Annotated in this window: 27 protein-coding genes and 2 pseudogenes; 13 read left to right on the top strand and 16 right to left on the bottom strand. The window is 54.1% G+C overall.

What is annotated here, in order from left to right:
• Positions 1–24: 24 nt before the first annotated feature.
• On the top strand, positions 25–705 hold the full coding sequence (gene mnmC2 / locus RC74_RS08380) for a tRNA (5-methylaminomethyl-2-thiouridine)(34)-methyltransferase MnmC2 (protein ID WP_039001837.1): 681 nt from the start codon (positions 25–27) through the stop codon (positions 703–705).
• Positions 702–1,592: a DMT family transporter gene (locus tag RC74_RS08375; protein WP_039001836.1), complete on the top strand. Its 891-nt coding sequence runs from the start codon at positions 702–704 to the stop codon at positions 1,590–1,592. Before mnmC2 ends, RC74_RS08375 begins: the two co-directional genes overlap by 4 nt.
• Here RC74_RS08375 and RC74_RS08370 read toward each other — a convergent pair.
• Positions 1,567–3,513: a lytic transglycosylase domain-containing protein gene (locus RC74_RS08370; RefSeq protein WP_062628184.1), complete on the bottom strand. Its 1,947-nt coding sequence runs from the start codon at positions 3,511–3,513 to the stop codon at positions 1,567–1,569. The two genes, RC74_RS08375 and RC74_RS08370, sit on opposite strands and share 26 nt — an antisense overlap.
• A gap of 158 nt (positions 3,514–3,671) precedes the next feature.
• Here RC74_RS08370 and dapA point away from each other — a divergent pair, with 158 nt between their 5' ends.
• The 6 genes from dapA to RC74_RS08340 all read left to right on the top strand — a co-directional run bounded on the left by dapA (position 3,672) and on the right by RC74_RS08340 (position 8,288).
• Positions 3,672–4,544 (top strand): 4-hydroxy-tetrahydrodipicolinate synthase, encoded by an 873-nt coding sequence (gene dapA / locus RC74_RS08365; protein ID WP_039001835.1) that lies wholly within the window; start codon positions 3,672–3,674, stop codon positions 4,542–4,544.
• A gap of 86 nt (positions 4,545–4,630) precedes the next feature.
• Positions 4,631–5,113 (top strand): SsrA-binding protein SmpB, encoded by a 483-nt coding sequence (gene smpB, locus RC74_RS08360; protein ID WP_039001834.1) that lies wholly within the window; start codon positions 4,631–4,633, stop codon positions 5,111–5,113.
• Between the two features lie 47 nt (positions 5,114–5,160).
• Complete coding sequence (sseA, locus tag RC74_RS08355) at positions 5,161–6,015, top strand: 3-mercaptopyruvate sulfurtransferase (RefSeq protein WP_039001833.1); 855 nt, start codon at positions 5,161–5,163, stop codon at positions 6,013–6,015.
• Between the two features lies 1 nt (position 6,016).
• Entirely contained in the window at positions 6,017–7,201 is a 1,185-nt protein-coding gene (locus tag RC74_RS08350) for an amino acid aminotransferase (protein ID WP_039001832.1), read from the top strand.
• Positions 7,202–7,322: 121 nt separating this feature from the next.
• The gene (locus tag RC74_RS08345) at positions 7,323–7,880 is read left to right on the top strand and encodes a TetR/AcrR family transcriptional regulator (RefSeq protein WP_039001831.1); all 558 of its coding nucleotides are present in this window, start codon (positions 7,323–7,325) and stop codon (positions 7,878–7,880) included.
• 21 nt (positions 7,881–7,901) lie between these two features.
• Entirely contained in the window at positions 7,902–8,288 is a 387-nt protein-coding gene (locus RC74_RS08340; protein ID WP_039001830.1) for an META domain-containing protein, read from the top strand.
• Here the strand turns inward: RC74_RS08340 and recO are convergent.
• The 11 genes and pseudogenes from recO to folK all read right to left on the bottom strand — a co-directional run bounded on the left by recO (position 8,285) and on the right by folK (position 16,994).
• Positions 8,285–9,004 carry a DNA repair protein RecO gene (gene recO / locus RC74_RS08335; protein ID WP_039001829.1) on the bottom strand — a complete coding sequence of 240 codons (720 nt, stop codon included), beginning with the start codon at positions 9,002–9,004 and terminating at the stop codon, positions 8,285–8,287. The two genes, RC74_RS08340 and recO, sit on opposite strands and share 4 nt — an antisense overlap.
• A 9-nt stretch (positions 9,005–9,013) precedes the next feature.
• The gene (locus RC74_RS08330) at positions 9,014–9,346 is read right to left on the bottom strand and encodes a DUF1491 family protein (protein WP_039001828.1); all 333 of its coding nucleotides are present in this window, start codon (positions 9,344–9,346) and stop codon (positions 9,014–9,016) included.
• Positions 9,343–10,253: pseudogene (era, locus tag RC74_RS08325) on the bottom strand (GTPase Era). Before era ends, RC74_RS08330 begins: the two are co-directional and overlap by 4 nt.
• Positions 10,250–10,935: pseudogene (rnc, locus tag RC74_RS08320) on the bottom strand (ribonuclease III). The pseudogenes era and rnc overlap by 4 nt, the downstream one beginning before the upstream one ends.
• 117 nt (positions 10,936–11,052) lie before the next feature.
• Complete coding sequence (lepB, locus tag RC74_RS08315; protein ID WP_039001825.1) at positions 11,053–11,835, bottom strand: signal peptidase I; 783 nt, start codon at positions 11,833–11,835, stop codon at positions 11,053–11,055.
• 76 nt (positions 11,836–11,911) lie between these two features.
• On the bottom strand, positions 11,912–12,316 hold the full coding sequence (acpS, locus tag RC74_RS08310; RefSeq protein ID WP_039001824.1) for a holo-ACP synthase: 405 nt from the start codon (positions 12,314–12,316) through the stop codon (positions 11,912–11,914).
• A 40-nt stretch (positions 12,317–12,356) separates the two neighbouring features.
• Positions 12,357–13,106, bottom strand: coding sequence for a pyridoxine 5'-phosphate synthase (locus RC74_RS08305; protein WP_039001823.1), 750 nt, complete (start codon positions 13,104–13,106; stop codon positions 12,357–12,359).
• Positions 13,107–13,148: 42 nt separating this feature from the next.
• Positions 13,149–13,796, bottom strand: a complete 648-nt coding sequence (locus RC74_RS08300) for a DUF2062 domain-containing protein (RefSeq protein ID WP_039001822.1) — start codon at positions 13,794–13,796, stop codon at positions 13,149–13,151.
• Positions 13,797–13,818: 22 nt separating this feature from the next.
• Complete coding sequence (locus tag RC74_RS08295) at positions 13,819–15,942, bottom strand: RelA/SpoT family protein (RefSeq protein WP_039001821.1); 2,124 nt, start codon at positions 15,940–15,942, stop codon at positions 13,819–13,821.
• 25 nt (positions 15,943–15,967) lie between these two features.
• Positions 15,968–16,324 carry a DNA-directed RNA polymerase subunit omega gene (gene rpoZ / locus RC74_RS08290; protein WP_039001820.1) on the bottom strand — a complete coding sequence of 119 codons (357 nt, stop codon included), beginning with the start codon at positions 16,322–16,324 and terminating at the stop codon, positions 15,968–15,970.
• Positions 16,325–16,400: 76 nt separating this feature from the next.
• Positions 16,401–16,994 (bottom strand): 2-amino-4-hydroxy-6-hydroxymethyldihydropteridine diphosphokinase, encoded by a 594-nt coding sequence (gene folK / locus RC74_RS08285; RefSeq protein ID WP_082802222.1) that lies wholly within the window; start codon positions 16,992–16,994, stop codon positions 16,401–16,403.
• A gap of 99 nt (positions 16,995–17,093) precedes the next feature.
• Here folK and RC74_RS08280 point away from each other — a divergent pair, with 99 nt between their 5' ends.
• The 4 genes from RC74_RS08280 to rnhA all read left to right on the top strand — a co-directional run bounded on the left by RC74_RS08280 (position 17,094) and on the right by rnhA (position 19,786).
• Positions 17,094–17,675, top strand: coding sequence for a LabA-like NYN domain-containing protein (locus tag RC74_RS08280; RefSeq protein WP_039001819.1), 582 nt, complete (start codon positions 17,094–17,096; stop codon positions 17,673–17,675).
• A 119-nt stretch (positions 17,676–17,794) separates the two neighbouring features.
• On the top strand, positions 17,795–18,745 hold the full coding sequence (gene ispH, locus RC74_RS08275) for a 4-hydroxy-3-methylbut-2-enyl diphosphate reductase (RefSeq protein WP_039001818.1): 951 nt from the start codon (positions 17,795–17,797) through the stop codon (positions 18,743–18,745).
• Positions 18,742–19,335, top strand: a complete 594-nt coding sequence (locus RC74_RS08270) for a class I SAM-dependent methyltransferase (RefSeq protein ID WP_335339585.1) — start codon at positions 18,742–18,744, stop codon at positions 19,333–19,335. Before ispH ends, RC74_RS08270 begins: the two co-directional genes overlap by 4 nt.
• Complete coding sequence (gene rnhA / locus RC74_RS08265) at positions 19,328–19,786, top strand: ribonuclease HI (RefSeq protein WP_039001817.1); 459 nt, start codon at positions 19,328–19,330, stop codon at positions 19,784–19,786. Before RC74_RS08270 ends, rnhA begins: the two co-directional genes overlap by 8 nt.
• Before the next feature lie 10 nt (positions 19,787–19,796).
• On the opposite strand, the gene fmt is transcribed toward rnhA, so the two are convergent.
• The 3 genes from fmt to def (RC74_RS08250) are packed head-to-tail and all read right to left on the bottom strand — an operon-like array spanning position 19,797 to position 21,727.
• The gene (gene fmt / locus RC74_RS08260) at positions 19,797–20,696 is read right to left on the bottom strand and encodes a methionyl-tRNA formyltransferase (RefSeq protein WP_039001816.1); all 900 of its coding nucleotides are present in this window, start codon (positions 20,694–20,696) and stop codon (positions 19,797–19,799) included.
• A 15-nt stretch (positions 20,697–20,711) separates the two neighbouring features.
• Positions 20,712–21,209 carry a peptide deformylase gene (gene def / locus RC74_RS08255; RefSeq protein ID WP_039001815.1) on the bottom strand — a complete coding sequence of 166 codons (498 nt, stop codon included), beginning with the start codon at positions 21,207–21,209 and terminating at the stop codon, positions 20,712–20,714.
• Positions 21,206–21,727: a peptide deformylase gene (gene def, locus RC74_RS08250; RefSeq protein ID WP_039002006.1), complete on the bottom strand. Its 522-nt coding sequence runs from the start codon at positions 21,725–21,727 to the stop codon at positions 21,206–21,208. The genes def (RC74_RS08255) and def (RC74_RS08250) overlap by 4 nt, the downstream gene beginning before the upstream one ends.
• A 107-nt stretch (positions 21,728–21,834) precedes the next feature.
• On the opposite strand from def (RC74_RS08250), the gene RC74_RS08245 reads away from it, so the two are divergent.
• Complete coding sequence (locus RC74_RS08245) at positions 21,835–23,004, top strand: MalY/PatB family protein (RefSeq protein WP_039001814.1); 1,170 nt, start codon at positions 21,835–21,837, stop codon at positions 23,002–23,004.
• Positions 23,005–23,045: 41 nt separating this feature from the next.
• Here RC74_RS08245 and RC74_RS08240 read toward each other — a convergent pair whose 3' ends face one another.
• Positions 23,046–23,399 carry a hypothetical protein gene (locus RC74_RS08240; protein WP_039002005.1) on the bottom strand — a complete coding sequence of 118 codons (354 nt, stop codon included), beginning with the start codon at positions 23,397–23,399 and terminating at the stop codon, positions 23,046–23,048.
• Positions 23,400–23,408: the final 9 nt, after the last annotated feature.

The raw sequence follows: 23,408 nt of genomic DNA, 5'->3' as shown, positions 1-23,408 counted from the left end.
CGCTCGTGTTTAGGACAATCGTGCATGAAGAACCAGCAAGCAGATTTGGAATGGCGCGATGATGAAATCCCAGTGTCGTTGCGCTTTGACGATCCGTACTTCTCGCTTGGGAACGGGCTTGAGGAAGCACGGCACGTGTTTTTAGGCGGAAATGACCTCCCCGCGCGGTTTTGCGAGGGGTTTCAAATCGCTGAACTTGGGTTTGGGACGGGCCTTAATCTCTGTGCGGCACTCCTTTCATGGCGGGAAGCGGGCAGGACCACGCCCCTGCGCTTCACAAGCTTTGAAGCCTACCCGATGACAGCAGCCGAAATGGAGCGTGCCTTGCGAGCCTTTCCAGAGGCCCTACGCGTGGCCCCTCCAATTTTGGCGCAACTGGCCGATGGGAAGACGACGATTGACCTCCCCGACCTGCACGCCGAAATCATAATTGGCGATGCGCGAGAGACCCTCCCCAAGTGGCCCCACAAGGCGGACGCGTGGTTTTTGGACGGGTTTTCCCCTGCGAAAAACCCCGAACTTTGGGAAGCCAACCTTATGTCGGCCGTCGCCGATCACACCCATCCCAACGGAACCTTCGCAACCTATACCGCCGCCGGATTTGTTCGCAAAGGGCTGGCCGAGGGGGGCTTCGCGGTCGAGCGCGTCAAAGGCTTTGCCCGCAAACGACACATGAGCATCGGCAGACTGGATACCCTCACATGATTCAACGATCAGACACCCGCCTTGGCATTATGTTGATGACGGCGACAACCTTCGTTTTTGCCCTTCAGGACGTGATTTCGCGTGTTTTGGCGAGCGAGTATAATGTGATGATGGTTGTGATGATCCGCTATTGGTTTTTCGCGGCCTTTGTTGTGGCAATTGCCGCGCGCAAACCGGGTGGCGTTCGGGCCGTGGCGAAAACCAAACAACCGGTTGTACAAATCATCCGTGGCCTGCTGCTCAGCGCGCAAATCAACGTCATGGTGCTTGCGTTCGTATTGCTGGGACTTGTGGAAAGTCACGCAATTTTTGCGAGTTACCCGCTGATTATCGCCGCCCTATCGGGGCCTATATTGGGTGAAAAAGTTGGTTGGCCACGTGTTTTCGCCATCATGGCTGGATTTGTCGGCATCGTAATCATCCTTCAACCCGGCGTAAAAGTGTTCTCGCCTGCGGCCATTGTTCCCCTCGTCGCCGCCATTGGTTTTGCGCTCTACAGTCTGCTTACGCGCTATGCTGGGCGCAAGGACACCGCGGCGACTAGCTTTTTCTGGACGGGAACCGTTGGTATGGTTTTCTCATCCGCTGTGGGCGTTTGGTTTTGGCAAAACATGACCACCACCCATTATTTTTGGATGGCGGTGCTCTGCGTTTCTGGCGCTTTGGGGCACTGGCTTTTGATCCGCACCTATGAGGTTGCCGAAGCCAGCGCAGTTCAGCCGTTTGCCTATCTGCAATTGGTCTTTGCATCGATGGCGGGCATCTTCTTTCTGGGCGAAACACTGCCCGTCAACGTAGCGATCGGGGTCTCCATTGTTATCGCTGCTGGCCTGTTTACCTTTTGGCGCGAACGGCGCAAATCTAACGCTGGGTTAAATCCTCAATAAGCCGTATGTTTTGGGGTTTTCCCGCCAATTGCGCCCGATAGGGCAACAGAGCCTCAGACACACGCATGGTGTAATTCCGTGTCTCGTCATATTGGATATGTTCGATCCAATCGACAACTTGCGCACTGTTAGCCCGCGGATCACCCCGTTCAGAAAGCCAGCGACGCGGGCGTCCAGGCCCTGCGTTGTACCCCGCAGAAACAAGGATCACGTTGTCGCCAAACTCCTCAATGAGCCCCGCCAAATAGTTGGTTCCCAGCGTTGCGTTATAATCCCAATCACTCAAAACTTTTGACGGTTCATACTCGATCCCGATCTTCTTGCTCACAAGTTCCGCCGTTCCGGGCATGACCTGCATCAGGCCCTGCGCCCCTGCGCCAGACACCACCCGTGAATTGAATTCACTTTCGCGACGGGAAATGGCGAGCGCCAATTCTGGTGAAACCACGAGGGGTGATTTTGTGGCAACGGGATGCATTGGGTACATGGACGCGTGCAAGGTATCGCCAAATTGTGCGGCGCGCTTAGCCACATGAAGCGCAGTGTACGGATTTTCGTTTTCGATGGCCCATGCCGCAAGCGCGCCGCGTTCGCTGCGATTAAGGCTTTCGGCAAGATGCGAGATAAACCGTGCCGAAATGCGACTTTCACCTGCGTCATCGAGAAGTTGCCCTGCCTTAAACACGCTGGAGTTGGCAAAGCTTGTGGTTTTCCAATCGGGGAATTTTTCCTGACCCAAAAGCGCTGGGTCCATTGCCATCCCCGCTTCTTGGGCGGCAAGTTGGCCGTAAAAACTGGTCTGGAAGCCACCACCAAAGACATAAGCCGCCTGCGCACGAGTCGCGTCGCCCATAGCTTCATAGGCGCGCCCCTCCCAATAACCAGCTCGTCCAAGGCTAATCGGGGAATCCACTCCGGCTTGGAACGCTTTGAAATGCTTTAGCGCATCGGAAGGTCGGTTAAGGAATCGCAGCGCGATATAGCCAGAAAGCCACTCCAAATCGGCAAAATAATCGCCCTGTGATAGGTGATGTCGGGACGCGGCTGTATAGGCACTCTCATAACGACCCGCGCGCATTTCGTACCGTGCAATCAGGGCACGACGACGCGCCCATTCTTCGGGCCGTCCCAGTGATGCTGCCGAATTAGAGCGTTCATTCAAAAGCACGAGGGCATCGTCATAGCGGTCTTTGCGGGCGCGCCAAACAAAGCGCTCATAGGCCAAACCCGGATCGCTGGCCAAACCAACGGGAATGGCAGAAATCATTCCGTCCACCCCGTCAACTTGCTGACGTAACCCAATCCGAGCAGCTGCCAGTTTCTGCCAGCCGTCACTCACATAGGGCATAAGCGCTTGGGCTTCGTTTGATGCCCCCTGCCACAAAAGCATATCCATGCGCTCTTGATGATAAGGTTTCAGCAGGTCGCTATAGGTTGCTAAAAACGAGAGTTGCTCGGCCGAAGTGAGCGGCATTGTGCGCCATGCATCGGTTATCGTTGCAGAGGCGCGTGAGGTTTCCCCCGTTTTGGACAAGGCCGCAGCATAGGCGAGAGCCCCCGTGCCCGTTTGCGGACGATCACCCCCAAAATACGCCAGAACCCGTTGCGGCGACGTGTCGGTGTACAGCGTTTTTTCGCCGCGTTCGCTTAGGTACGGCATTCCGGGCCAATCCGCGTGATCCCGCAAAAAGGCTTCGTATTCGTCCAACGTCCCTTTGCCAGCCCTGAGGTAGTGCCATTCAACAATTGTTTGCGCTGTGGCCCCCGCAGGCTTTGCCGCAGATTCGGCCGCTGGCCAATCCTGTACACGCACCAAATCCATGGCCTGCGCCAATGCCGTGTCGGCCTGCGCCGCAACAGATTGAGACGTTACAACTAATGTGAGAAGGGTAGAAAAAAATACTCGATGGATTTGCCGCACGATATCGTCCTTTTTGGATCTATTTTGATAAAGTTTAACGGATTCGCATCCATCAGCAACACACAACTTGGCAATTGCCCGTGAGGCGGCTAGGTTCCGCCGCGATTACACACGATCATCAGGGCGACTCGCGCCCTCAATCAAAAAGGAGACGTGTCATGTTCAAGGGTTCCCTTCCCGCTCTGGTGACGCCGCTTAAGGGTGGCCAACTGGATATCGACGCGCTCAAACATTTGGTTGAGTGGCACATTGAGGAAGGCTCTACGGGCCTTGTTCCTGTTGGCACGACGGGCGAAAGCCCCACGTTAAGCCATGAAGAGCACGAAACAGTTATTGAGGTCGTTGTAAAAGCGAGCGCGGGGAGAATTCCTGTGATCGCGGGAGCTGGCTCCAACAATACCACCGAAATGAGCCGCTTTGTGCAATTCGCCAAAAAAGTTGGCGCCGACGCGGCCCTTGTTGTGACCCCTTATTACAACAAACCCACACAGCGCGGATTGATCGCCCATTTTACGGCTGCGGCCCAAGAAGATTTGCCGATCATTATCTATAACATCCCTGGCCGTTCGGTTGTGGATATGTCTGCGGAGACCATGGGCGAACTCAGCAAACTGCCCATGATCATCGGCGTTAAAGACAGTACAGGTGACGTCTCGCGGATTTCCGAGAATCGCGGCACCTGTGGCGCTGATTTTGTTCAACTCTCAGGCGAAGACGCTATGGCGCTGGGGTATTATGCGCATGGGGCCGTTGGCTGTATTTCGGTGACGGGCAATGTCGCACCACGCCTTTGTGCGGAATTCCAAGCGGCCTTGGCGGAAGGCGATTTTGCCACGGCGCTAACATATCAAGACCGCCTCATGCCGCTTCACACCGCGCTGTTTGTTGAGCCGGGCCTCGTGGGCGCAAAATATGCGCTGTCACTTTTGGGCAAATGCACCGAAGACGTGCGTTCCCCACTGACGGGCCTGTTGGACGACACAAAGCGGCAAATCAAAGCCGCAATGCAATTCGCCGGTATTTTGGCCTAAACCCCTCTCCCGCCGATGGATTTCTTTCGGCGGGACATTTCCTTGCGCATCTAGACATCCTAGATCACGCACATTAGATCATTCCTATGGCTAAAAAAGAAACCGCAGAAGACAGAAACTACAAAATCATCGCTGAAAACCGCCGCGCGCGGTATGATTACGCGATTGAGGACGACATTGAGTGCGGCATTATTTTGCAAGGCTCTGAAGTCAAATCACTGCGCATTGGCCAAAGTAACATCGCCGAAAGCTATGCCGCCGTTGAGCAAGATGAACTCTGGCTCGTAAACAGTTATATCGCGCCTTACAAACCCGCGGTTACGTGGGGACACGACGAGAAACGTCGCCGCAAACTAATGGTTAAGAAGAAAGAGTTGGTGCGCCTCTGGCAGGCCACATCCCGCAAGGGAATGACGCTTATTCCACTGGTGATGTATTTCAACCATAAAGGCCATGTGAAGATCAAAATCGGCGTCGGTAAAGGCAAGCAAAACCACGACAAACGTGCCTCTGACGCTAAACGCGACTGGGGCCGCCAACAACAACGCATATTGCGCGACCGCGGCTAACATGGCCCGATCACGCAGCATGTAGAGTAGAAGATTAAGGGGTACTAATGCCATATAATGATCCCAAAACGCTCGTGTCTACGGACTGGCTCGCCCAGCATTTGAACGACCCTGACCTGCGCATTCTGGATGCCTCATGGTACCTGCCCGATATGGCGCGCGATCCCAAAGCCGAGTACGACAAAGCCCATATTCCGGGTGCGCGGTTTTTCGACATCGAAGAGATTTCGGACCAGCGCAGCGCCCTGCCCCATATGGCGCCACCCGTCGAGAAATTCATGAGCCGCATGCGCGCGATGGGCGTGGGTGACGGGCATCAAGTTGTGGTTTACGACGGAGCAGGCTTGTTTTCGGCGGCCCGCATATGGTGGTTGTTCCGCTTGATGGGAAAAACCGATATCGCCGTACTGGATGGCGGTTTGGCAAAGTGGATTTCCCAAGGCCACCCCGTGGACGACAGCGCGCCAATTGTTCGCGACCGCCATATGACAACCTCCCGACAAAACCACCTTGTGCGCGATGTAACGCAGGTTGCTTCGGCCTCCAAACTTGAGGACCACGAGATCATTGACGCCCGCAGTCCCGCCCGTTTTCGCGGCGATTCACCCGAGCCACGCAAAGGCCTGCGCGCAGGACATATCCCGAATTCAAGCAACGTGCATTATGCCACCCTGTTAAAACCCGATGGCACAATGAAGGACCCTACTGCGATCAAAGCCGTCTTCCAAGCGGCGGGCGTGGACCTTTCGCGCCCCGCGATTACGACCTGTGGGTCTGGTGTGACTGCCGCGATTCTATCTCTAGCGCTCGAAGTGATCGGGCACCGAAACCACGCGCTTTATGACGGTTCTTGGGCCGAATGGGGCATGTTCGATTATCTCAAAGCTGAAACAGGGGCCTAGAATGCTCACCAACTTAACCGCACAACCCGCAGACAAAATCCTTGAACTGGTCGGAATGTATCGCGCCGATCCGCGCGACACCAAAATCGATCTCGGCGTCGGCGTCTATAAAGACGCGAGCGGTAACACGCCCGTTATGCGCGCCGTAAAAATCGCTGAAAAGCAACTCTGGGAGCGCGAAACCACGAAGTCTTACACGGGCCTCGCGGGGGACCCTGCGTTTCACGATGCAATGATTGACCTCGTCCTTGGCACGTCGGTTGCGCGGGATCGTATCGCAGCGGTTGCTACGCCAGGTGGGACGGGCGCTATTCGCCAAGCTATGGAACTCATCAAAATGATGAGCCCTGACGCGATAATTTGGCTTTCCAATCCAACATGGCCAAACCATCCCTCTATTGTCAAATACGTCGGGCTTTCCATGCGGGAATATCGCTACTTTGATGCCGAAACTGGTGGTGTTGATTTTGCAGGGATGGCCGAAGATTTGGCCGACGCAAAACCCGGTGATGTCGTGTTGTTGCATGGCTGCTGTCACAACCCAACTGGCGCAAATTTGACCCTCCCTGAATGGGCTGAGGTGATTTCCATCCTTCAGGAGACAGGCGCAACGCCGATGATCGACATCGCCTATCAGGGCTTTGGCGACGGTCTCGAAGACGATGCTGCTGGCGTGCGGATGGTGGCCTCTGAAATGCCAGAATGCCTGATTGCCGCAAGTTGTTCCAAAAACTTCGGCGTCTACCGTGAGCGCACTGGCATCCTCATGGCCATTAGTGAGGACCCAAAAAACACGGCCGTCACACAGGGCAACTTGGCCTTCCTAAATCGCCAAAACTTTAGCTTCCCCCCCGACCACGGCGCACGTTTGGTGACGATGATTCTGACTGATCCGGAATTGCGTGCAGATTGGCAGGCGGAACTTGAAGAAGTTCGTTTGAATATGTTGTCCCTGCGCAAACAATTGGCACTAGAATTGCAAACACTTGCCAATTCTGACCGCTTCGGTTTCCTTGCTCAACATCGCGGCATGTTTTCACGCCTTGGAACCTCGCCTGAAATGGTCGCCAAACTGCGTGATCAACACGGCATTTACATGGTCAGTGACAGCCGTATGAACATCGCTGGCCTGAACGAAGAATCCGTTTCGATCCTTGCGAAAGCAATCATCGACGTAGGTATCTAAGCAAAAAACCCGTCGGGCATTTCCATAAGAGTGCCCGACGGTTCCCATCCAGCCCCTCCATACGCAAACGTATGTAACTGATTATCGTTGCGTGGTTGTATACGACAACGTACGCTCACTTATGGCTCAAACATCCAAACGCCTTACCTCCGAAGATTGGCTCGTTCTGGGCCTCTATTCGCTGACAACCAGCGGCCCACAGGCCCTACGTGCAGAACGCCTTGCGCGCGATATTGGGGCGACAAAGGGGTCTTTCTATTGGCATTTCAAAGATGTCGCGGATTTTAAAACTGCACTTCTTCAATATTGGGAGCGCAGTACAACGCAGCACCCCGAGCCTGAGAACTCAAGCACACCTGCCGAGCGCCTTCTCGCACTGGCGAATACTCAGGAATCGGCGAGCGCTCCTAATGCGCTCTTTGCAAACGCAGAACTCGCAATGCGCGCCTGGGCCCGTGAGGACCAGATGGCCCAAGAGACACTCGCGCGCGTCGATCAAAGTCGGATCAACGATCTTGCCGAAATTCTTGCGGACCTCGACCTGACCAATCCTGATTTTCCACGCGCCATTTATGCGACCATGATCGGCCTAAAGGCCCTCTCGACTGGAAATTTCGATCAAGATCGCTCCGCCCTGACCAGCCTGCTTGCCGCAATTGTCGCCCTTGCCGAAAGCTAAATTTGGTGGCAATCTTGGACGATGATACGTGCCGCTTTTGTAATGTTATTAGGCCTATCCTCCTGCCAAGGGGATGAAACGATCAGCGGCTACAGCGCCACTGGCGTCACATGGGTTTTAGAAAGCCTAAATGGCGTCGCATTTACAGCCTCGGCGAATCTGACTTTTCCTGAAGAAGGGGAAATTGCGGGGGAAGCCCCCTGCAACGCCTACTTTGGCGCGCAAACAGCGCCCTATCCGTGGTTTGCGCTCGAAGACTTCGGAAGCACTAAAATGGCCTGTGCCGATATGGACCAAGAAAGCGCGTACTTCACAGCACTTGCGGCAATGACGATCGCCGAGGTCGCGGACGACACACTTATCCTCACCAATGAAGTGGGCGGCGAAATGGTTTTTAGGGCCGACTAGCGCTTCAAAAGATCGATCAGTCTTTGGCGCGCAGCGGGCAAATCTCTATCACCGAGAGCCACCGCCAAACGGTTCTTTAGAAAATATCCCGTCGTTTCTAGACCTTGCATAATTTCCTCATCCGTCACCGAGCTTTGCCCCAAAAGACATTGCGGCAATGGCAATAAACGGCTGGCCCATTCCCCAGCCCCTGCACGACTGACCGCCCGCGCAGATTTAGGCGAAACATAGATCAGATCGTCACGACTGCCCGTCACAGCACAGCGGCGCAAGTCCATACCAAACCCCATTTCCTCGAGTAAGTCCGCCTCCCATCTGAGGTAGGCAAGCGGCCACGCGTCTGTCATGGACAGTAAATCCAAGAGGGATATAGACGCCGAATATATTGGCTTATGCGGCTCTCGTTCAGGGAGACAGAAAGCCAAGAGCGCGGTGATCGCGTTGAGCCCTGCTAGGGCCAATCGGTCGTCCATCACAAGGGCTGCGCGCGTGCGAATGGGCTCAACTGTAAACGCCCCCATATGCTGCTCCAATCGCGCGCGCCACGTCAGAGATAGCTCGGCTCCCGGCTGGAGAATGGGTGCAAGCTTGCGGCTCGTCCCGCCACGCACAACGCCTGTATAGCGCCCACGCTCCGGCGTAAGCACGTCGATAATCGCGGAGGTTTCTCCGTGCCGACGAACCGTCAATACTGTGCCTTGGTCACGCCATTCCATGCGCTTAAACTAGTCCGCAAATCCCGGTTCGTCGAGCAAATGACGACCGGCGCGGTCCTCGACTTCGATCACCCAAAGGTCGGGATCAAAACTACATTGTTTTTTGATCGCCTCATCAACGCCGGGCTCATCCCCCTTGCTGAGGGAAATCCAAGCCCGTTCACCTGTCATCAGGTCAAAACTTTTCTGAAAAACCTCAGCCTGACCATCGAGGGTATTGAGCTTCACCAGTACGGCCCCAGCGGTTATGTCCCCTTTTGAGGTCACAAACGCTGGAATATCCTTAAGTCGAAGCCGCGTCAGATACGCCGCGACCCAAAAATCTGCCGTGAGGCGTGTCATACGTTCCCATCTTTGAAGGACAGGCCCATTTCATCGTAACGCTCTGATTCTTCAAGCCAATTTGGCCGTACTTTAATCTGAAGAAACAGATGCACTTTGCGATCAAGGAAGGCTTCCATCTCTTCGCGGGCGGCGGTGCCAATTGCCTTAATCGACTCGCCTTTATTGCCCAGAACGATGCCTTTGTGGCCGTCGCGCATCACGTAAATCAGTTGATCAATGCGCACCGATCCGTCTTTGCGGTCTTCCCATTTTTCCGTTTCAACCGTCAGCTGATACGGCAATTCCTGATGCATCCGCAGAGTCAGTTTCTCGCGCGTCATTTCGGCGACGATCATCCGCAACGGAAGATCGGCAATTTGGTCTTCGGGGTAAAGCCACGGGCCAACAGGCATTTCATCGGCGAGCCATTTGCGCAACGCGCCAACCCCGTGACCTTTTTCAGCTGAGATCATGAATGTCTCGGTGAAGGGGAATTTTTCGTTCATTTCGGCGGCCAAACCAAGGAGGGTTTCGGCCTTAACGCGGTCAATTTTATTGATCGCAAGCGCAATGCGGCGGCCTTCTGCGAATTCAGAGAGGGTTTCGAGCATCATGGCAACGCCCTCGGTCAAACCACGGTTCGCCTCAATCAACAGCACCACAACCTCGGCATCGGCAGCGCCCCCCAAGCCGCAGCAACCATTGCGCGGTCCAGACGGCGACGGGGGCGAAATACGCCCGGCGTGTCGATAAAGACAATCTGGCTATCGCCTTCGATGGCTACGCCGCGAATACGGGTTCGGGTCGTTTGAACCTTATGCGTTACGATTGAGATTTTGGCCCCAACCATGAAGTTAAGAAGTGTGGATTTTCCCGCGTTTGGTTCGCCAATCAGGGCAACAAATCCGGCGCGTTTTTCGGTCATGACTTTCCTTCCAGCTGCATGAGCAGCGCGGTGGCAGCGGCTTGTTCAGCTTGCCGTTTTGATCCAGCGGTCGCGCGATAGGCGTCGCCGCTTTGAAGCTGAACTTCTATTGTAAAAATCGGGGCGTGATCGGGGCCTGAGCGCGCGATCTCGACATATTTGGGGGGTGCTGTTTGCGAGCCTGTGCCCACTCTTGGAGCGAAGTTTTTGCATCGCGCGCGTCAGCCTCAACAGTGGTGATACGTTTACCCCAGTGACGCAAAACAAACGCACGGCCCACCTCAAATCCGGCGTCCTGATAGACGGCCGCGATCAAGGCTTCCATGGCATCGGCAAGAAGGGCTTCTTTGCGACGGCCACCGGAAATCATCTCCGAACGGCCAAGCTTCAAAACGGTTCCAAGGCCAATTTCACGCGCGACATCGGCGCAGGTTTCTTTGCGCACGAGCGCATTGAAACGCGGCGCAAGAACGCCTTCGCTGGCGTTTTTATCCGCTTGCAGCAGGGCCTCGGCGATCACCAAACCCAAGATCCGGTCCCCAAGAAACTCGTCTCGCTGGTTATCATCACGGGTAACTGAGGACATCGAGCTATGCGTCACAGCCCGCAACAATAGGGCGGGGTCTGCAAAATCATGCTCTATTCGGGCGCAAAAGGCCTTTAATTCTGCGGCTATTTTCACCGATCGTCCTTCAAATTACTAAAACCTCACGAGATGCCTTTTGGAATCGCTCCACGGGCGATGGGATGGCCTATCAGTTTCTAGACCAAGTTTAAACCACACAAGACAAGTGTCGCGTTATTCAACCGCTTTAAAGAAACGGTCGCCGCGCCATGTCCAAAATGCAAACAACGATTTCCCTGCCGACGAGAAAACAATCCGATCCGCACGACCAACCAGATTTTCAAACGGTACCATACCAACACCACCAGCATTCTGCGGAACGCGGCTGTCGCTTGAATTATCGCGGTTGTCACCCATAAAGAAATAATGCCCTTCGGGTACAATAGACGCTTGCGTATTATCCAACTGTTGATCGGTGAAATTCAAGATTGAGTGGGTCACACCGCCGGGAAGCGTTTCAAGGAATTTATCTTTCACACACTCGCCGTCAGGGCCGGGGCGCGTAATACATGCAGGCAAATTACCAGCGGAGCCTTGTGGCGCATAGTTTTCTACAAATAGGCCATCGGGAACCTGAACCGCCTCTTCGTCATTTATGAACACAACACTATCAATCACTTGAACCTTATCACCGGGAAGGCCGATGAGACGCTTAATGTAATCCACGCCCGACGTCGGGTGGCGGAACACAATCACATCGCCGCGATCGGGTTCAGATCCCAAAATGCGCCCCGTAATCGGACAGGCAGAAAAGGGGCAGGAATAGCGCGAATACCCATAAGCCATTTTGTTCACAAATAGGAAGTCACCGATTAAAAGCGTGTCTTTCATCGAGCCCGACGGAATCCAAAATGGTTGAAAAAACAAGGTCCGAAAAATGCCCGCGATGATCAGCGCCCAAAAAACGGTTTTCACAGTTTCCAGAATGCCGTCTTCTTTTTTCTCGATGGTTTTCATTTTCGTGCCTGTTCTGTTCAAAATATCTTAGCGCTACATGCGGCCCGCGCGGTTGAGTGTCAAGTTTTAGCCGCGTTCACACATTATTTGGGTGTGCTTCGATCACGACGAACGCCTGCGCCCAAGGGTGATCGTCGGTTAAGGTGACGTGAATGATCGCCGTGTGTCCCGCGGGCGTCATTTCCGCGAGCCGCTCTTTGGCCCAACCGGTTACTTCCATCACCGGTTGACCAGTGCGAAGATTGCTCACGGCCATATCTTTCCAACTGATGCCCATGGCAAGCCCCGTTCCGAGCGCCTTGGAACAAGCTTCCTTGGCAGCCCAGCGTTTGGCATAGGTGCCAGCAACATCGCGCCGTCGCTCAGCTTTTCTTTGCTCAACTTCGGTAAAAACGCGATTTTTAAAACGGTCGCCGAACCGATCCAAAGTCCTTTGAATACGCTCGATATTCGCGAGGTCGCTTCCGATCCCCAGTATCATTGGGGCACCACTTTGCCGTCACTTACCACAATGCAATCGCTCAAGCTCTTGCCTCGTCCATCAACCGCCGCATTTCTGCCATGGCGGGCGTAAGGCCACGAAAGATGCTTTCGCCGATCAGGAAGTGGCCGATATTAAGCTCGACAACCTCGGGGAACGCCGCAATCGGTTTGACGGTTTCATAGGTCAGCCCGTGGCCCGCATGCACCTCAAGACCCAGCGAATGGGCAAACTGAGACATTTCCCGCAAGCGCCCAAGTTCAACATCGCGAACGTCAAAGCGCCCTTCGGCGTGGGCATCACAATAGGCGCCGGTGTGCAGCTCAATAACGGCCGCACCGATGCGGTGGGCCGCTTCAATTTGACGTGGCTCCGCGGCGATAAAGATAGAAACGCGACAGCCCGCATCCCGCAAAGGTGCGATAAAATGCGCCAGTGCATTTTCTTCGCGGGCGACTTCGAGCCCCCCCTCAGTCGTGCGTTCTTCGCGTTTTTCCGGCACGATACAAACGGCATGGGGCTTATGACGAAGCGCAATGTCTTGCATTTCTTTCGTCGCGGCCATTTCAAAATTCAGCGGAATCGAGAGCGCTTCCATCAACCCGTCAATATCGGCATCGCCAATATGTCGGCGATCTTCGCGCAGGTGTGCTGTGATGCCGTCGGCACCCGCTTGCTGCGCCAAAACTGCGGCGCGTACGGGATCAGGTGTGTCCCCGCCGCGAGCATTACGCACCGTCGCGACGTGGTCGATATTTATACCTAATCTAAGTTTCTCTACTTGCGCCATTTCCTGATTCCCTAAACCGATTTTCGCAACACGTTAACGAGATCAAGCCGAGCCGTCAGCCTTCTTTGCCGCCTTCTTGCGCAACTCATCAAGTTTTTTCTTAAGCCGCCCACGCCGGCGCTTTTGATAGACCGCGATCAAGGGCACCGAAAGGTAGTACACAACCACACCAGAGATGATCCCCGGGATAATACCACCAATCAAATACGGCAGGAACAAGGAGTGGTAAAACCCATCAATACTGGACCAATGCGGCTCTGCATCGGTAAAAATTGCCCAAATATTCGTTTTAATTTCTCGGCCTACTGCCGAAAACCTTGCCAAAAGATCCGCTTGGTCGGGCTGGCGAAACGGGTGACCCAGCATCCATTTTCCAAGTTGAATGCAGAGCGGAGCGATAATCGGAAAAGTGAGCGGATTGCCGAAGAACGTGCCCAGAAGCGCGGCCATAATATTACCGCGCATAAGTTTGGCCAAAATCACAGCAATCAGAAAATGCATACCAAACAACGGGGTAAAGCTTGTGAGAACACCTGCGAACAACCCGCGCGCAATTTTATGCGGGGGGTCGGGTAGCCTGTGAAGCCGATGCCGAACGTAGCGAAACGCGCGCGACCAGCCGCCCTTGGGATAAAAGAAATCCGCGACGGCCTGCCATATGGGGCGTCTATCACGGCGTTTAAAAACCAAGTTGCGTTCCTCTGTCTTAGCCCTAGGCTGGTTTACGCGACGGATCGCGATGACGTTTCAAAGAAGCAACGTTCTCTTCGACCTCTAAGGCATTCATCACCATGTGCAAGTGTTCAGCGTCCCGCACATCAATATCTATCAGCAAGCGGAAGAAATCAGATTTCTTGTCCGAGAAGTGCATATCAGAGATATTGGCACCTTGCTGTCCAATCAATGTGCACATGCGTCCCAATACGCCCGCGTCGTTGGTGATGGTAATATTGATCGTGACCGTATGCACAGCGGGGTGACGCCCAGAGTGCCAGTGAAGATCAACCCAGCGATCGGTTTGCTCTTCGTACTCGGACAACACCGGACAGTCGATACCGTGCACCACAACACCTTCGCCACGATATGTGATCCCGACGATGCGCTCGCCCGGAACGGGTTGGCAACATTTGGCGCGGCGAAAACTTTGTCCAGGAGACAGGCCGACAACGGCGCGCGCCACGTCAATTTCATCACCTGAACTGGCCGCAAGTTCGGGAAAAACGGTGGACACGGCGTCCCGTGCGGAAAGCTCTGCACTGCCCAAACGCGCGAGAAGTTCGGAGGAGTTCGCAAGGCCAAGCTGTACCGCGGCGCGTTGCAACGTTTTTTCGGTGGCCCGCTTGCCGATATGATCAAACGCAACGCGCGCAAGCTCTCGTCCAAGCTTAACAAACCGATCCCGATCTTCGACGCGAAGACTCCGACGGATTGCGGCGCGGGCCCGTCCAGTGACGGCAATATCCAACCACGTCGCTTGCGGGCGTTGACCCTCGGCCGTTATAATCTCAACCGATTGTCCGTTCTTAAGGCGTGTCCAAAGCGGCACGCGCAGTCCGTCCACCTTGGCACCCACACAACTATCGCCAATGCGCGTGTGGATGGCATAGGCAAAATCAAGCGGTGTCGCGCCACGAGGTAATTTCTCGACCGCGCCTTTTGGTGTAAAGCAAAAGACCTGATCCGAATACATTTCGAGCTTCACATGCTCTAGGAATTCATCGTGATCCTCGGCGTTTGAAAATCGCTCGGCAAGACCGGAAATCCATTTCGCCGGATCGATGGCGAAAGGGTTTTCGGTGCGCACACCATCGCGATACGACCAATGCGCCGCAACGCCGCTTTCAGCAACATCATGCATTTGGCGGCTGCGAATTTGAACTTCAACGCGCTTGGCGTCCCGCCCCGAGACCGTGGTGTGTATCGATCGGTAACCATTTGATTTTGGCTGACTAATGTAATCTTTGAACCGTTCAGGGACCGCGCGCCACCGTCGGTGAATAGCCCCCAAAACCCGATAACAATCCGCGTCTTGCCGCGTAATAACGCGGAAACCATAGATGTCGGAAAGGCGCGAGAAACCTATGCCCTTTTCTTCCATTTTACGCCAGATTGAGTAGGGCTTTTTCGCTCGGCCATAAACGTCAGCCTCTATGCCCTCTGCCTCAAGCTCCGTGCGAATGTCATGGGTGATCTTTTGGATCACGTCGCCCGTTTCGCGTTGCAACATCACAAAGCGGCGAATGATCGAATTGCGCGCATCGGGATTGAGGACGCGGAAAGCCAAGTCTTCCAACTCTTCGCGCATCCATTGCATCCCCATGCGGCCTGCAAGGGGAGCAAAAATATCCATGGTTTCGCGCGCTTTTTGGGCCTGTTTTTCTGCGCGCATCGCCTTGATCGTCCGCATATTGTGGAGACGGTCTGCGAGTTTAATCAGGATGACGCGCATATCCTTGGACATCGCCATAAACAGCTTGCGAAAATTCTCGGACTGTTTGGTTTCACTGCTAGAAAGCTGCAAGTTGGTCAGCTTAGTTACGCCGTCCACAAGCTCGGCAACTTCCGTTCCGAACAGTTCCTGAATTTCCGAATAGGTGGCTTTGGTATCTTCGATCGTATCATGCAGCAATGCGGTGATGATCGTGGCATCATCCAATTGTTGCTCGGTTAAAATTGCGGCAACAGCAACGGGATGTGTGAAATATTCCTCGCCCGACTGGCGCATTTGACCGACGTGCATCTCGCGGCCATAGGCATAGGCCGCGGCGATCTTGGCTTCGTCAGTGTTTGGATTGTAGTTGCGGACCAGTTGGATCAGGTCGTCGACTTCGATCATCCAGTCCGCCTCTTTCGTGTCTTGCTTATTGCTGCCCTTGCGCTTCCATAAGAGCGCGCAGCAAGTTTTCTTCAGACATATCGTCCTCAGCTGGTTTGTCAGCAGGTTCAGCCCCCATCAACAACGCCATATCGTCAGCTTCAGGCTCATCGACTTCGATCTGAGTTTGGTTGCTCTCGATCATCCGTTCGCGCAAGTCTTCTGCTGATTGTGTCTCGTCTGCGATTTCACGCAGCGCAACCACGGGGTTTTTGTCATTGTCGCGATCAACTGTGATCGCAGACCCAGCCGTAATTTCACGTGCGCGATGGGATGCAAGCATCACCAACTCAAAGCGGTTAGGAACTTTATCAACGCAATCTTCAACCGTAACGCGGGCCATGGGCACTCCAATGCAAATCGGGGTTTAGAAGAGGTCTATTTAGTAGCTTGACGCGGCAATGACAAGCCCGAAAACCCTAGGTTCTAAGGGGAATAATAGCGGATTTTTCGCTTTCTGGTAGAGCATTCAGCATCTCGGCGACTGATTCGCCTGTCAAGGGGTGTTTCCAAGTCGGACAAACATCGTTTAACGGCACCAGAACGAAAGCGCGATCCTGCAGCCGTGGATGGGGCAAGATGAGTTGGTCCGGCGTCAGTGCTTTTTGCCTCTCCATTGGCAAATCCCGCCAGTTTGAGAAGGTTTCCACATCAGGTTGAATTCCGTCTCCCCATGCGATGAGATCAATATCCAAAGTGCGGTCAGCCCACCTGCTTTCACGCGTACGATCATGTTTAGCCTCGATAGCGTGCAACCGGCTCAGAACCTCTCGCGCGATAAGTGGCCCCGAGACCACGGCAACTGCATTCACAAAATCCGCCCCCTGATTCGCGGGAAAAAACGGTGAGTGATAAAATTGGCTGGTTTTTTTAAGAGTTATCCCTACGTCACCTAAATCAACCAAGGCGCGCCGCAATCGCTCTAGCGGTTGAAATTGCGGCGTAATAACGTTCGAACCCAAGGATACTATGCCTATTGTTTCAGCATTGTGACACTCTGTGGGTTGCGGCATTCGTTAAAATCCTTAAATTTACATAACCTTTGCTCGCACAATATCCTAATCACTCACTCACGGAAACCAGAGCAAAGTATTTTTGGAAGGACATATTTTATGTTTTATCGAGACGAACGACTGGCGTTGTTCATTGATGGCTCGAATCTGTACGCCGCTGCTAAATCACTTGGGTTTGACATTGACTATAGACTCTTGCGTCAAGAATTTATGCGCCGGGGAAAACTACTTCGGGCCTTTTACTACACGGCCCTGCTTGAAAACGACGAATATTCACCCATTCGTCCGCTCGTAGATTGGCTTCATTACAACGGCTTCACGATGGTGACAAAACCGGCGAAGGAATATACTGATTCCATGGGGCGCCGGAAAGTCAAAGGCAACATGGACATCGAACTCACTGTTGATGCCATGGAACTTGCACCACATGTCGACCATGTTGTTCTCTTTTCGGGGGACGGTGATTTTCGCCCTCTCGTTGAGAGCTTGCAGCGTCAAGGCGTGCGTGTCTCCGTTGTTTCGACAATCCGCAGCCAACCTCCGATGATTTCGGACGAGTTGCGTCGTCAAGCCGACAACTTCATCGAACTTGATGAGCTTAAGGATGTGGTTGGGCGCCCACCTCGTGAGCCCAACTCAGAAGAAGATGCGGCTCCGACGATGATGGCAGAGCAAGAATAAACTGAACCGGGATCCATTGGGCCCCGGTTTTCGTTTCAAGCTCGTGCTTTTTACCCACGCGCCTCTTTACCAATAACGCTCGAACGCATACCTCTGGGACATCAACCAATGAGGCACCCATGCAAAAACCTCCCCTTACCCTTTATCTTGCCGCACCGCGCGGATTCTGTGCGGGGGTTGTACGTGCGATCAAAATCGTCGAAATGGCCCTCGAAAAATGGGGGGCTCCTGTTTATATGCGCCACGAAATTGTTCACAACAAATATGTTGTAGATGAGCTTCGGGCCAAGGGGGCCGTATTTGTTGAAACGCTGGCGGAATGTCCCGATGATCGCCCCGTTATCTTTTCGGCACACGGAGTTGCGAAATCCGTGCCTGCCGCCGCTCAAGCGCGCGAAATGCTTTTCGTCGACGCGACCTGCCCCCTCGTGAGCAAAGTTCACATTGAGGCCGAGCGCCATGCCGAACGCGGTTTGCAAATGGTTATGATTGGCCACAAAGGCCATCCCGAAACCGTTGGCACAATGGGACAATTACCAGAGGGCGAAGTGCTCCTTGTGGAAACGCCGCAAGACGTGGCGCGCCTCGTTGTGCGTGACGCTGAAAAACTGGCGTATATTACACAAACGACGCTCTCAGTTGATGATACGGCCCTCATCGTTGAGGCGCTCAAAGCGCGCTTTCCCGCCATCGTCGCCCCCCACAAAGAAGACATCTGTTATGCCACAACCAACCGCCAAGAAGCGGTCAAGGCGATGGCCCCAATCTCGGACGCGATCCTTGTAATTGGGGCTCCAAACAGCTCTAACTCCAAACGCCTTGTCGAGGTCGCGGCGGCAGCTGGTTGCTCCTATGCGCAACTGGTGCAACGCGCGATTGATATAGATTGGCGCGCCCTTGACGGCATTAAATCGGTCGGTGTCACGGCGGGTGCGAGTGCGCCGGAAATTCTGGTCAATGAGGTTATAGACGCCTTCAAAACCCGCTATGACGTCACCGTTGAATTCGTAGAAACCGCAGAAGAAAACGTTGAATTCAAGGTCCCCCGCGTGTTGCGCGAGGCCGTGTGATCGTCGACAAAGAAACCCTCGCCGTTTATGAAGCCCGCGCCAGTGACTATGCGAAAATGGTGGAAACTGACGCGCCCTTCCCCGCCCTAGACGCGTTCATTGCGCGACTACCAAAGGGCGCAACCGTTTTGGATTTGGGATGTGGCTCAGGGCGCGCATCGGCCCGCATGATCGCCGCAGGTTTGAACGTCGACGCCCGCGACGCAAGCCCCGCCATGATTGCACAGGCACACGAACTCTATGGCGTTGAAGCGCAACTCGCGACCTTTGATGACATTTCCGGCGATGATATTTACGACGGCGTTTGGGCGAATTTCTCGCTTCTCCACGCCTCCAAAGCTGATTTTCCACGGCACCTATTGGCCCTCCACCGCGCCCTAAAACCCACAGGGCAGCTGCATCTTGGAATGAAAACCGGAACAGCAGAAATTCGCGATGGCATTGGCCGGTTTTATGCGCTTTATACCCAAGAAGAACTCGACCACATTTTAACAACCGTCGGCTTTCAAATCTCGCGCTGCGCCTTTGGCCAAGACGTGGGACTGGATGGCGTCACTGCACCTTGGATACTTATAACCGCCCATGTCTGAACTTTATGCTTATACCGACGGCGCTTGCAGTGGAAATCCAGGACCAGGTGGCTGGGGCGCAATTCTCATTGCCCGCGAAGGCAAAACCGTTGTCAAGGAACGCCCTCTTTGTGGCGGGGCCGCCGATACCACCAACAATCGCATGGAGCTTATGGCAGCGATTAGCGCCCTCGAAGCGCTCGAACGTCCGTCAAAACTTACCCTCGTGACCGACAGCAATTATGTCAAAGATGGCCTCACGAAATGGATCTTTGGCTGGAAGAAAAACGGCTGGAAAACTGCGGCCAAAAAACCCGTAAAAAACGAAGATCTTTGGAAGCGTTTAGACGCGGCAAACGCCCGTCACGACGTTTCGTGGGAATGGGTTAAAGGCCACGCGGGCCACCCAGAGAATGAGCGCGCCGACGAACTTGCCCGCCAAGGCATGGAACCTTTCAAGAAAACGCGCTAACTTTTCAGGCCTAGATCAGCACTTCAGGCAGGGTAAGGCCGCGCAAAATATCGGCTGGGGACATGGGTTTTTTACCCTGTCTCTGCGCCAAAAGGATTTCAACCGCCCCCGTCGCACAGGCAATTGTCATACCGTCCAAAACTGTTCCTGCTGGGGCCATGCCCACTGCCGTGCGAGACGCCAACAGCTTGAGGCGTTCGCCGTCCACGTCGCACCATGCCCCCGGAAAAGGTGAAAGCCCACGAATTTTACGGTCGACCGCTTCGGCGCTTTGGCTCCAGTCAATGCGCGCTTCGGATTTGTCGATTTTCGCGGCATAGGTCACGCCAATATCAGATTGCGTAAGAGCCTCCAGTTGCGGCAATTCTTCGAGCGCGGTCACAACAAGCTTCGCCCCCATGTCGCACAAACGGTCATGCAATTGCGCGGTTGTTTCCTCGGCACCTATGGCCGTCGCTTCGCGCAACAAAACCGCGCCAGTATCAAGGCCCGCGTCCATCTGCATAATACAAATGCCCGTCTCTGGATCACCCGCCATAATCGCCCGATGGATTGGTGCCGCCCCGCGCCAACGGGGTAAAAGCGACGCGTGAATATTGAGGCACCCTTTTGAAGGCGCATCCAAAATGGCTTGCGGCAGGATTAAACCATAGGCAACCACAACGGCGATATCCGCCCCAAGCGCCGCAAAGTCCTCTTGAGATTCGGGCGTTTTGAGGGAAACAGGCGTGCGCACCTCAAGGCCAAGGGCTTCCGCTTTTTGTTGCACGGGGCTAGGGCGGTCTTTTTTTCCACGTCCCGCAGGGCGCGATGGCTGGCAATAAACTGCGGCGATCTCGTGCCCCGCAGCGACCAAAGCCTCAAGGACGGGAACCGAAAATTCCGGTGTCCCCATAAAAATAACGCGCATAGCAGTGTCCTCTCGCTAGCCTTGCAGTTTTTTGGCCTTGCGCAGCAGCATGTCTCGTTTCATTTTTGACAGGTGGTCAAAATACATTCTACCATTCAGATGGTCGATTTGATGCTGAACCGAAGTTGCCCAGACGCCCACGAAATCGCGCTCTTGTTCAAGGCCTTCGGAATTCAAAAACCGTACGGTCACGGCGCGTGGTCTGGTGATCGTCGCCGAAACGCCGGGTAAATTTGGGCTGGCTTCTTCGTGGTCGCGCATCTTGCCACTGGCATGCAAAACCTCGGGATTGGCGAGCAAAACAACCTGTCCCCGCTCCTGTGAGCAATCCACAACGGCAAGGCGTTGCAACACGCCGATCTGAACGGCAGCAAGCCCCAAACCAGGCATCGCTTCCATTGTCTCAACCATATCGGCCCAAATGGCACGGGTGGCATCGGTAATTTCGGCCACCGGTTGGGCAACGGTGCGCAGGCGTTTATCGGGCCAAGCAACGAACGGGCGAACACTCATTCGCGCGCCCTCTCACGTTTAAGTTTCTGCATCCGACGCGTGATCATCTGGCGGCGCAAAGGCTTAAGGTAATCAATGAATAATGTGCCATTCAAATGATCAATTTCATGTTGCACACAGGTCGCCCAAAGCGCATCAAACTTCGCCTCACGTGCGGCCCCTTCGGCATCGATCCATTTCACGCCAACTTCGGCGGGGCGTTCAACATCGCCAAATTGCTCGGGAATCGAGAGACAACCCTCTTCATAGGTGTTGAGCGCCTCTGATTTCCACACCACTTCAGGGTTGAACATAATCATAGGCTCGGGGTCTGCGCCGTCTTCCTTTACGCAATCCAAAACGATCAAACGTTTTAAAATACCAATTTGCGGCGCAGCAAGGCCAATACCGGGCGCGTTATACATCGTTTCAAGCATGTCTTCCGCGAGGGATTTCAACGCGGGCGTGACGGTTTCGATGGCCTCAGCAGTCTTTTTGAGGCGCGGATCGGGGTGGATAAGGATTGGACGTATGCTCATATTCGTCATTTAGGGCATGATGCGCGCCGTTGCAATCTTTCAACCCCCTTGCAACCGCTTTTCATTTCGATAGCTTGACGAAAAACAATCACCGTCAGGGAAGCAAAATGAAGTTTGACACCATCATCGATCGACGCGGCACCCATTCCTCAAAGTGGGATGGCATGGAAAAAATATACGGCGTCTCATCAGAGGACGGTTTGTCGATGTGGGTGGCCGACACAGACTTTCGACCGCCAAAATGTGTCGGCGACGCGCTTCAGGGAATGATTGACCATGGCATTTTCGGTTATTTCTCAGATGATACTGACTATCGGGCGGCCATTTGCTGGTGGATGAAAAACCGCCACGGGTGGAGTTTTGATCCCAAAGCTATTTTTACGACGCATGGTCTTGTGAACGCAGTCGGTATTTGCTTGGAGGCTTATACTGCGCCCGACGACGGTGTGATAATTTTCACCCCCGTTTACCATGCTTTTGCGCGGATCATTTCCGCATCGGGCCGCAAAGTGGTTGAATGTCCATTGGTGGACAATAACGGTCGCTATGAAATGGATTTTGCGGCCTATGACGCCGAAATGACTGGCAAAGAAACCATGTTGATCCTCTGTTCGCCGCACAATCCCGGGGGGCGTGTCTGGACGCGTGAAGAGTTGCAAGCCGTGGTCGCATTTGCTATCCGGCACGATCTTACGCTTGTCTGTGATGAAATTCACCATGATGTGGTTTTTGACGGTGCAAAACACACGGCAATGCCGTTGATTGAGGGGGTAACGGATCGTCTTGTGATGCTGACAGCCCCGTCAAAAACCTTCAATATCGCTGGGGCCTACACGGGCAACGCAATTATCGAAGACCCAGATTTGCATCAGAAGTTTGCCGCAAGAATGAGCGCGCTCGGTCTGTCGCCAAATAGTTTTGGCCTTGTCGCGACAACGGCCGCCTATTCACCAGAAGGGGCCGAATGGGTGGATTCACTTGTGGCCTACATTGCTGAAAATAAACGTATTTTCGACGAAGGCATCAATGCGATTCCGGGCCTGAAATCAATGCACCTCGAAGCGACATATCTGGCTTGGGTCGATTTTGCTGGTACGGGAATGTCGATGAGCGAAATTTCGGAGAGGGTGGCAAAAGTTGCCCGCATTGCCACAAATCAGGGGCCCACATTTGGTACAGGGGGAGAGGTTCACCTGCGGTTCAACGTCGGAACGCAGCGATCCCGCGTGCAAGAAGCTGTATCGCGGATGCAAGCGGCCTTTGGCGATTTGCAATAGGTTGGACGGGCGTAGCAAGTAAGGTTGCGCCCTCCCCAATGCTATCCAGCGTGACCGATCAAGGCAACTGGTGCGTTGTCCGACACAGCAAAATCAAGCGCGGCCCGATCTGCGGCGACGGTGGCGCGCTTGAAATCAAAATGGATTTCATCGTCATGCGTTTCTGAAGCGACAATCAGACATTGATACAGGTGCCGACTTCCATCAAAAATATCCACCAACCCACGAATATGCGGCGCGTTTTTTGCCTCCAAAGAGAAGCCGCGCTCCCAAAACTTGAGAATCGGGAAGACATCCGGCCCCGTGTGGACACACAAACGGCTCCGCTTTCTTAAAGCGGCCATACGCGCCCGTTCAAGGCCTTCGCGTACTTCTTTGGGTAGAAAATCAGACATCACAACTCC

This window comes from Falsihalocynthiibacter arcticus (assembly GCF_000812665.2).
Classification (GTDB): Bacteria; Pseudomonadota; Alphaproteobacteria; order Rhodobacterales; family Rhodobacteraceae; genus Falsihalocynthiibacter; species Falsihalocynthiibacter arcticus.
The sequence above is the reverse complement of the archived record's forward strand: the minus strand, read 5'-3'. Positions and strand labels throughout refer to the sequence as shown.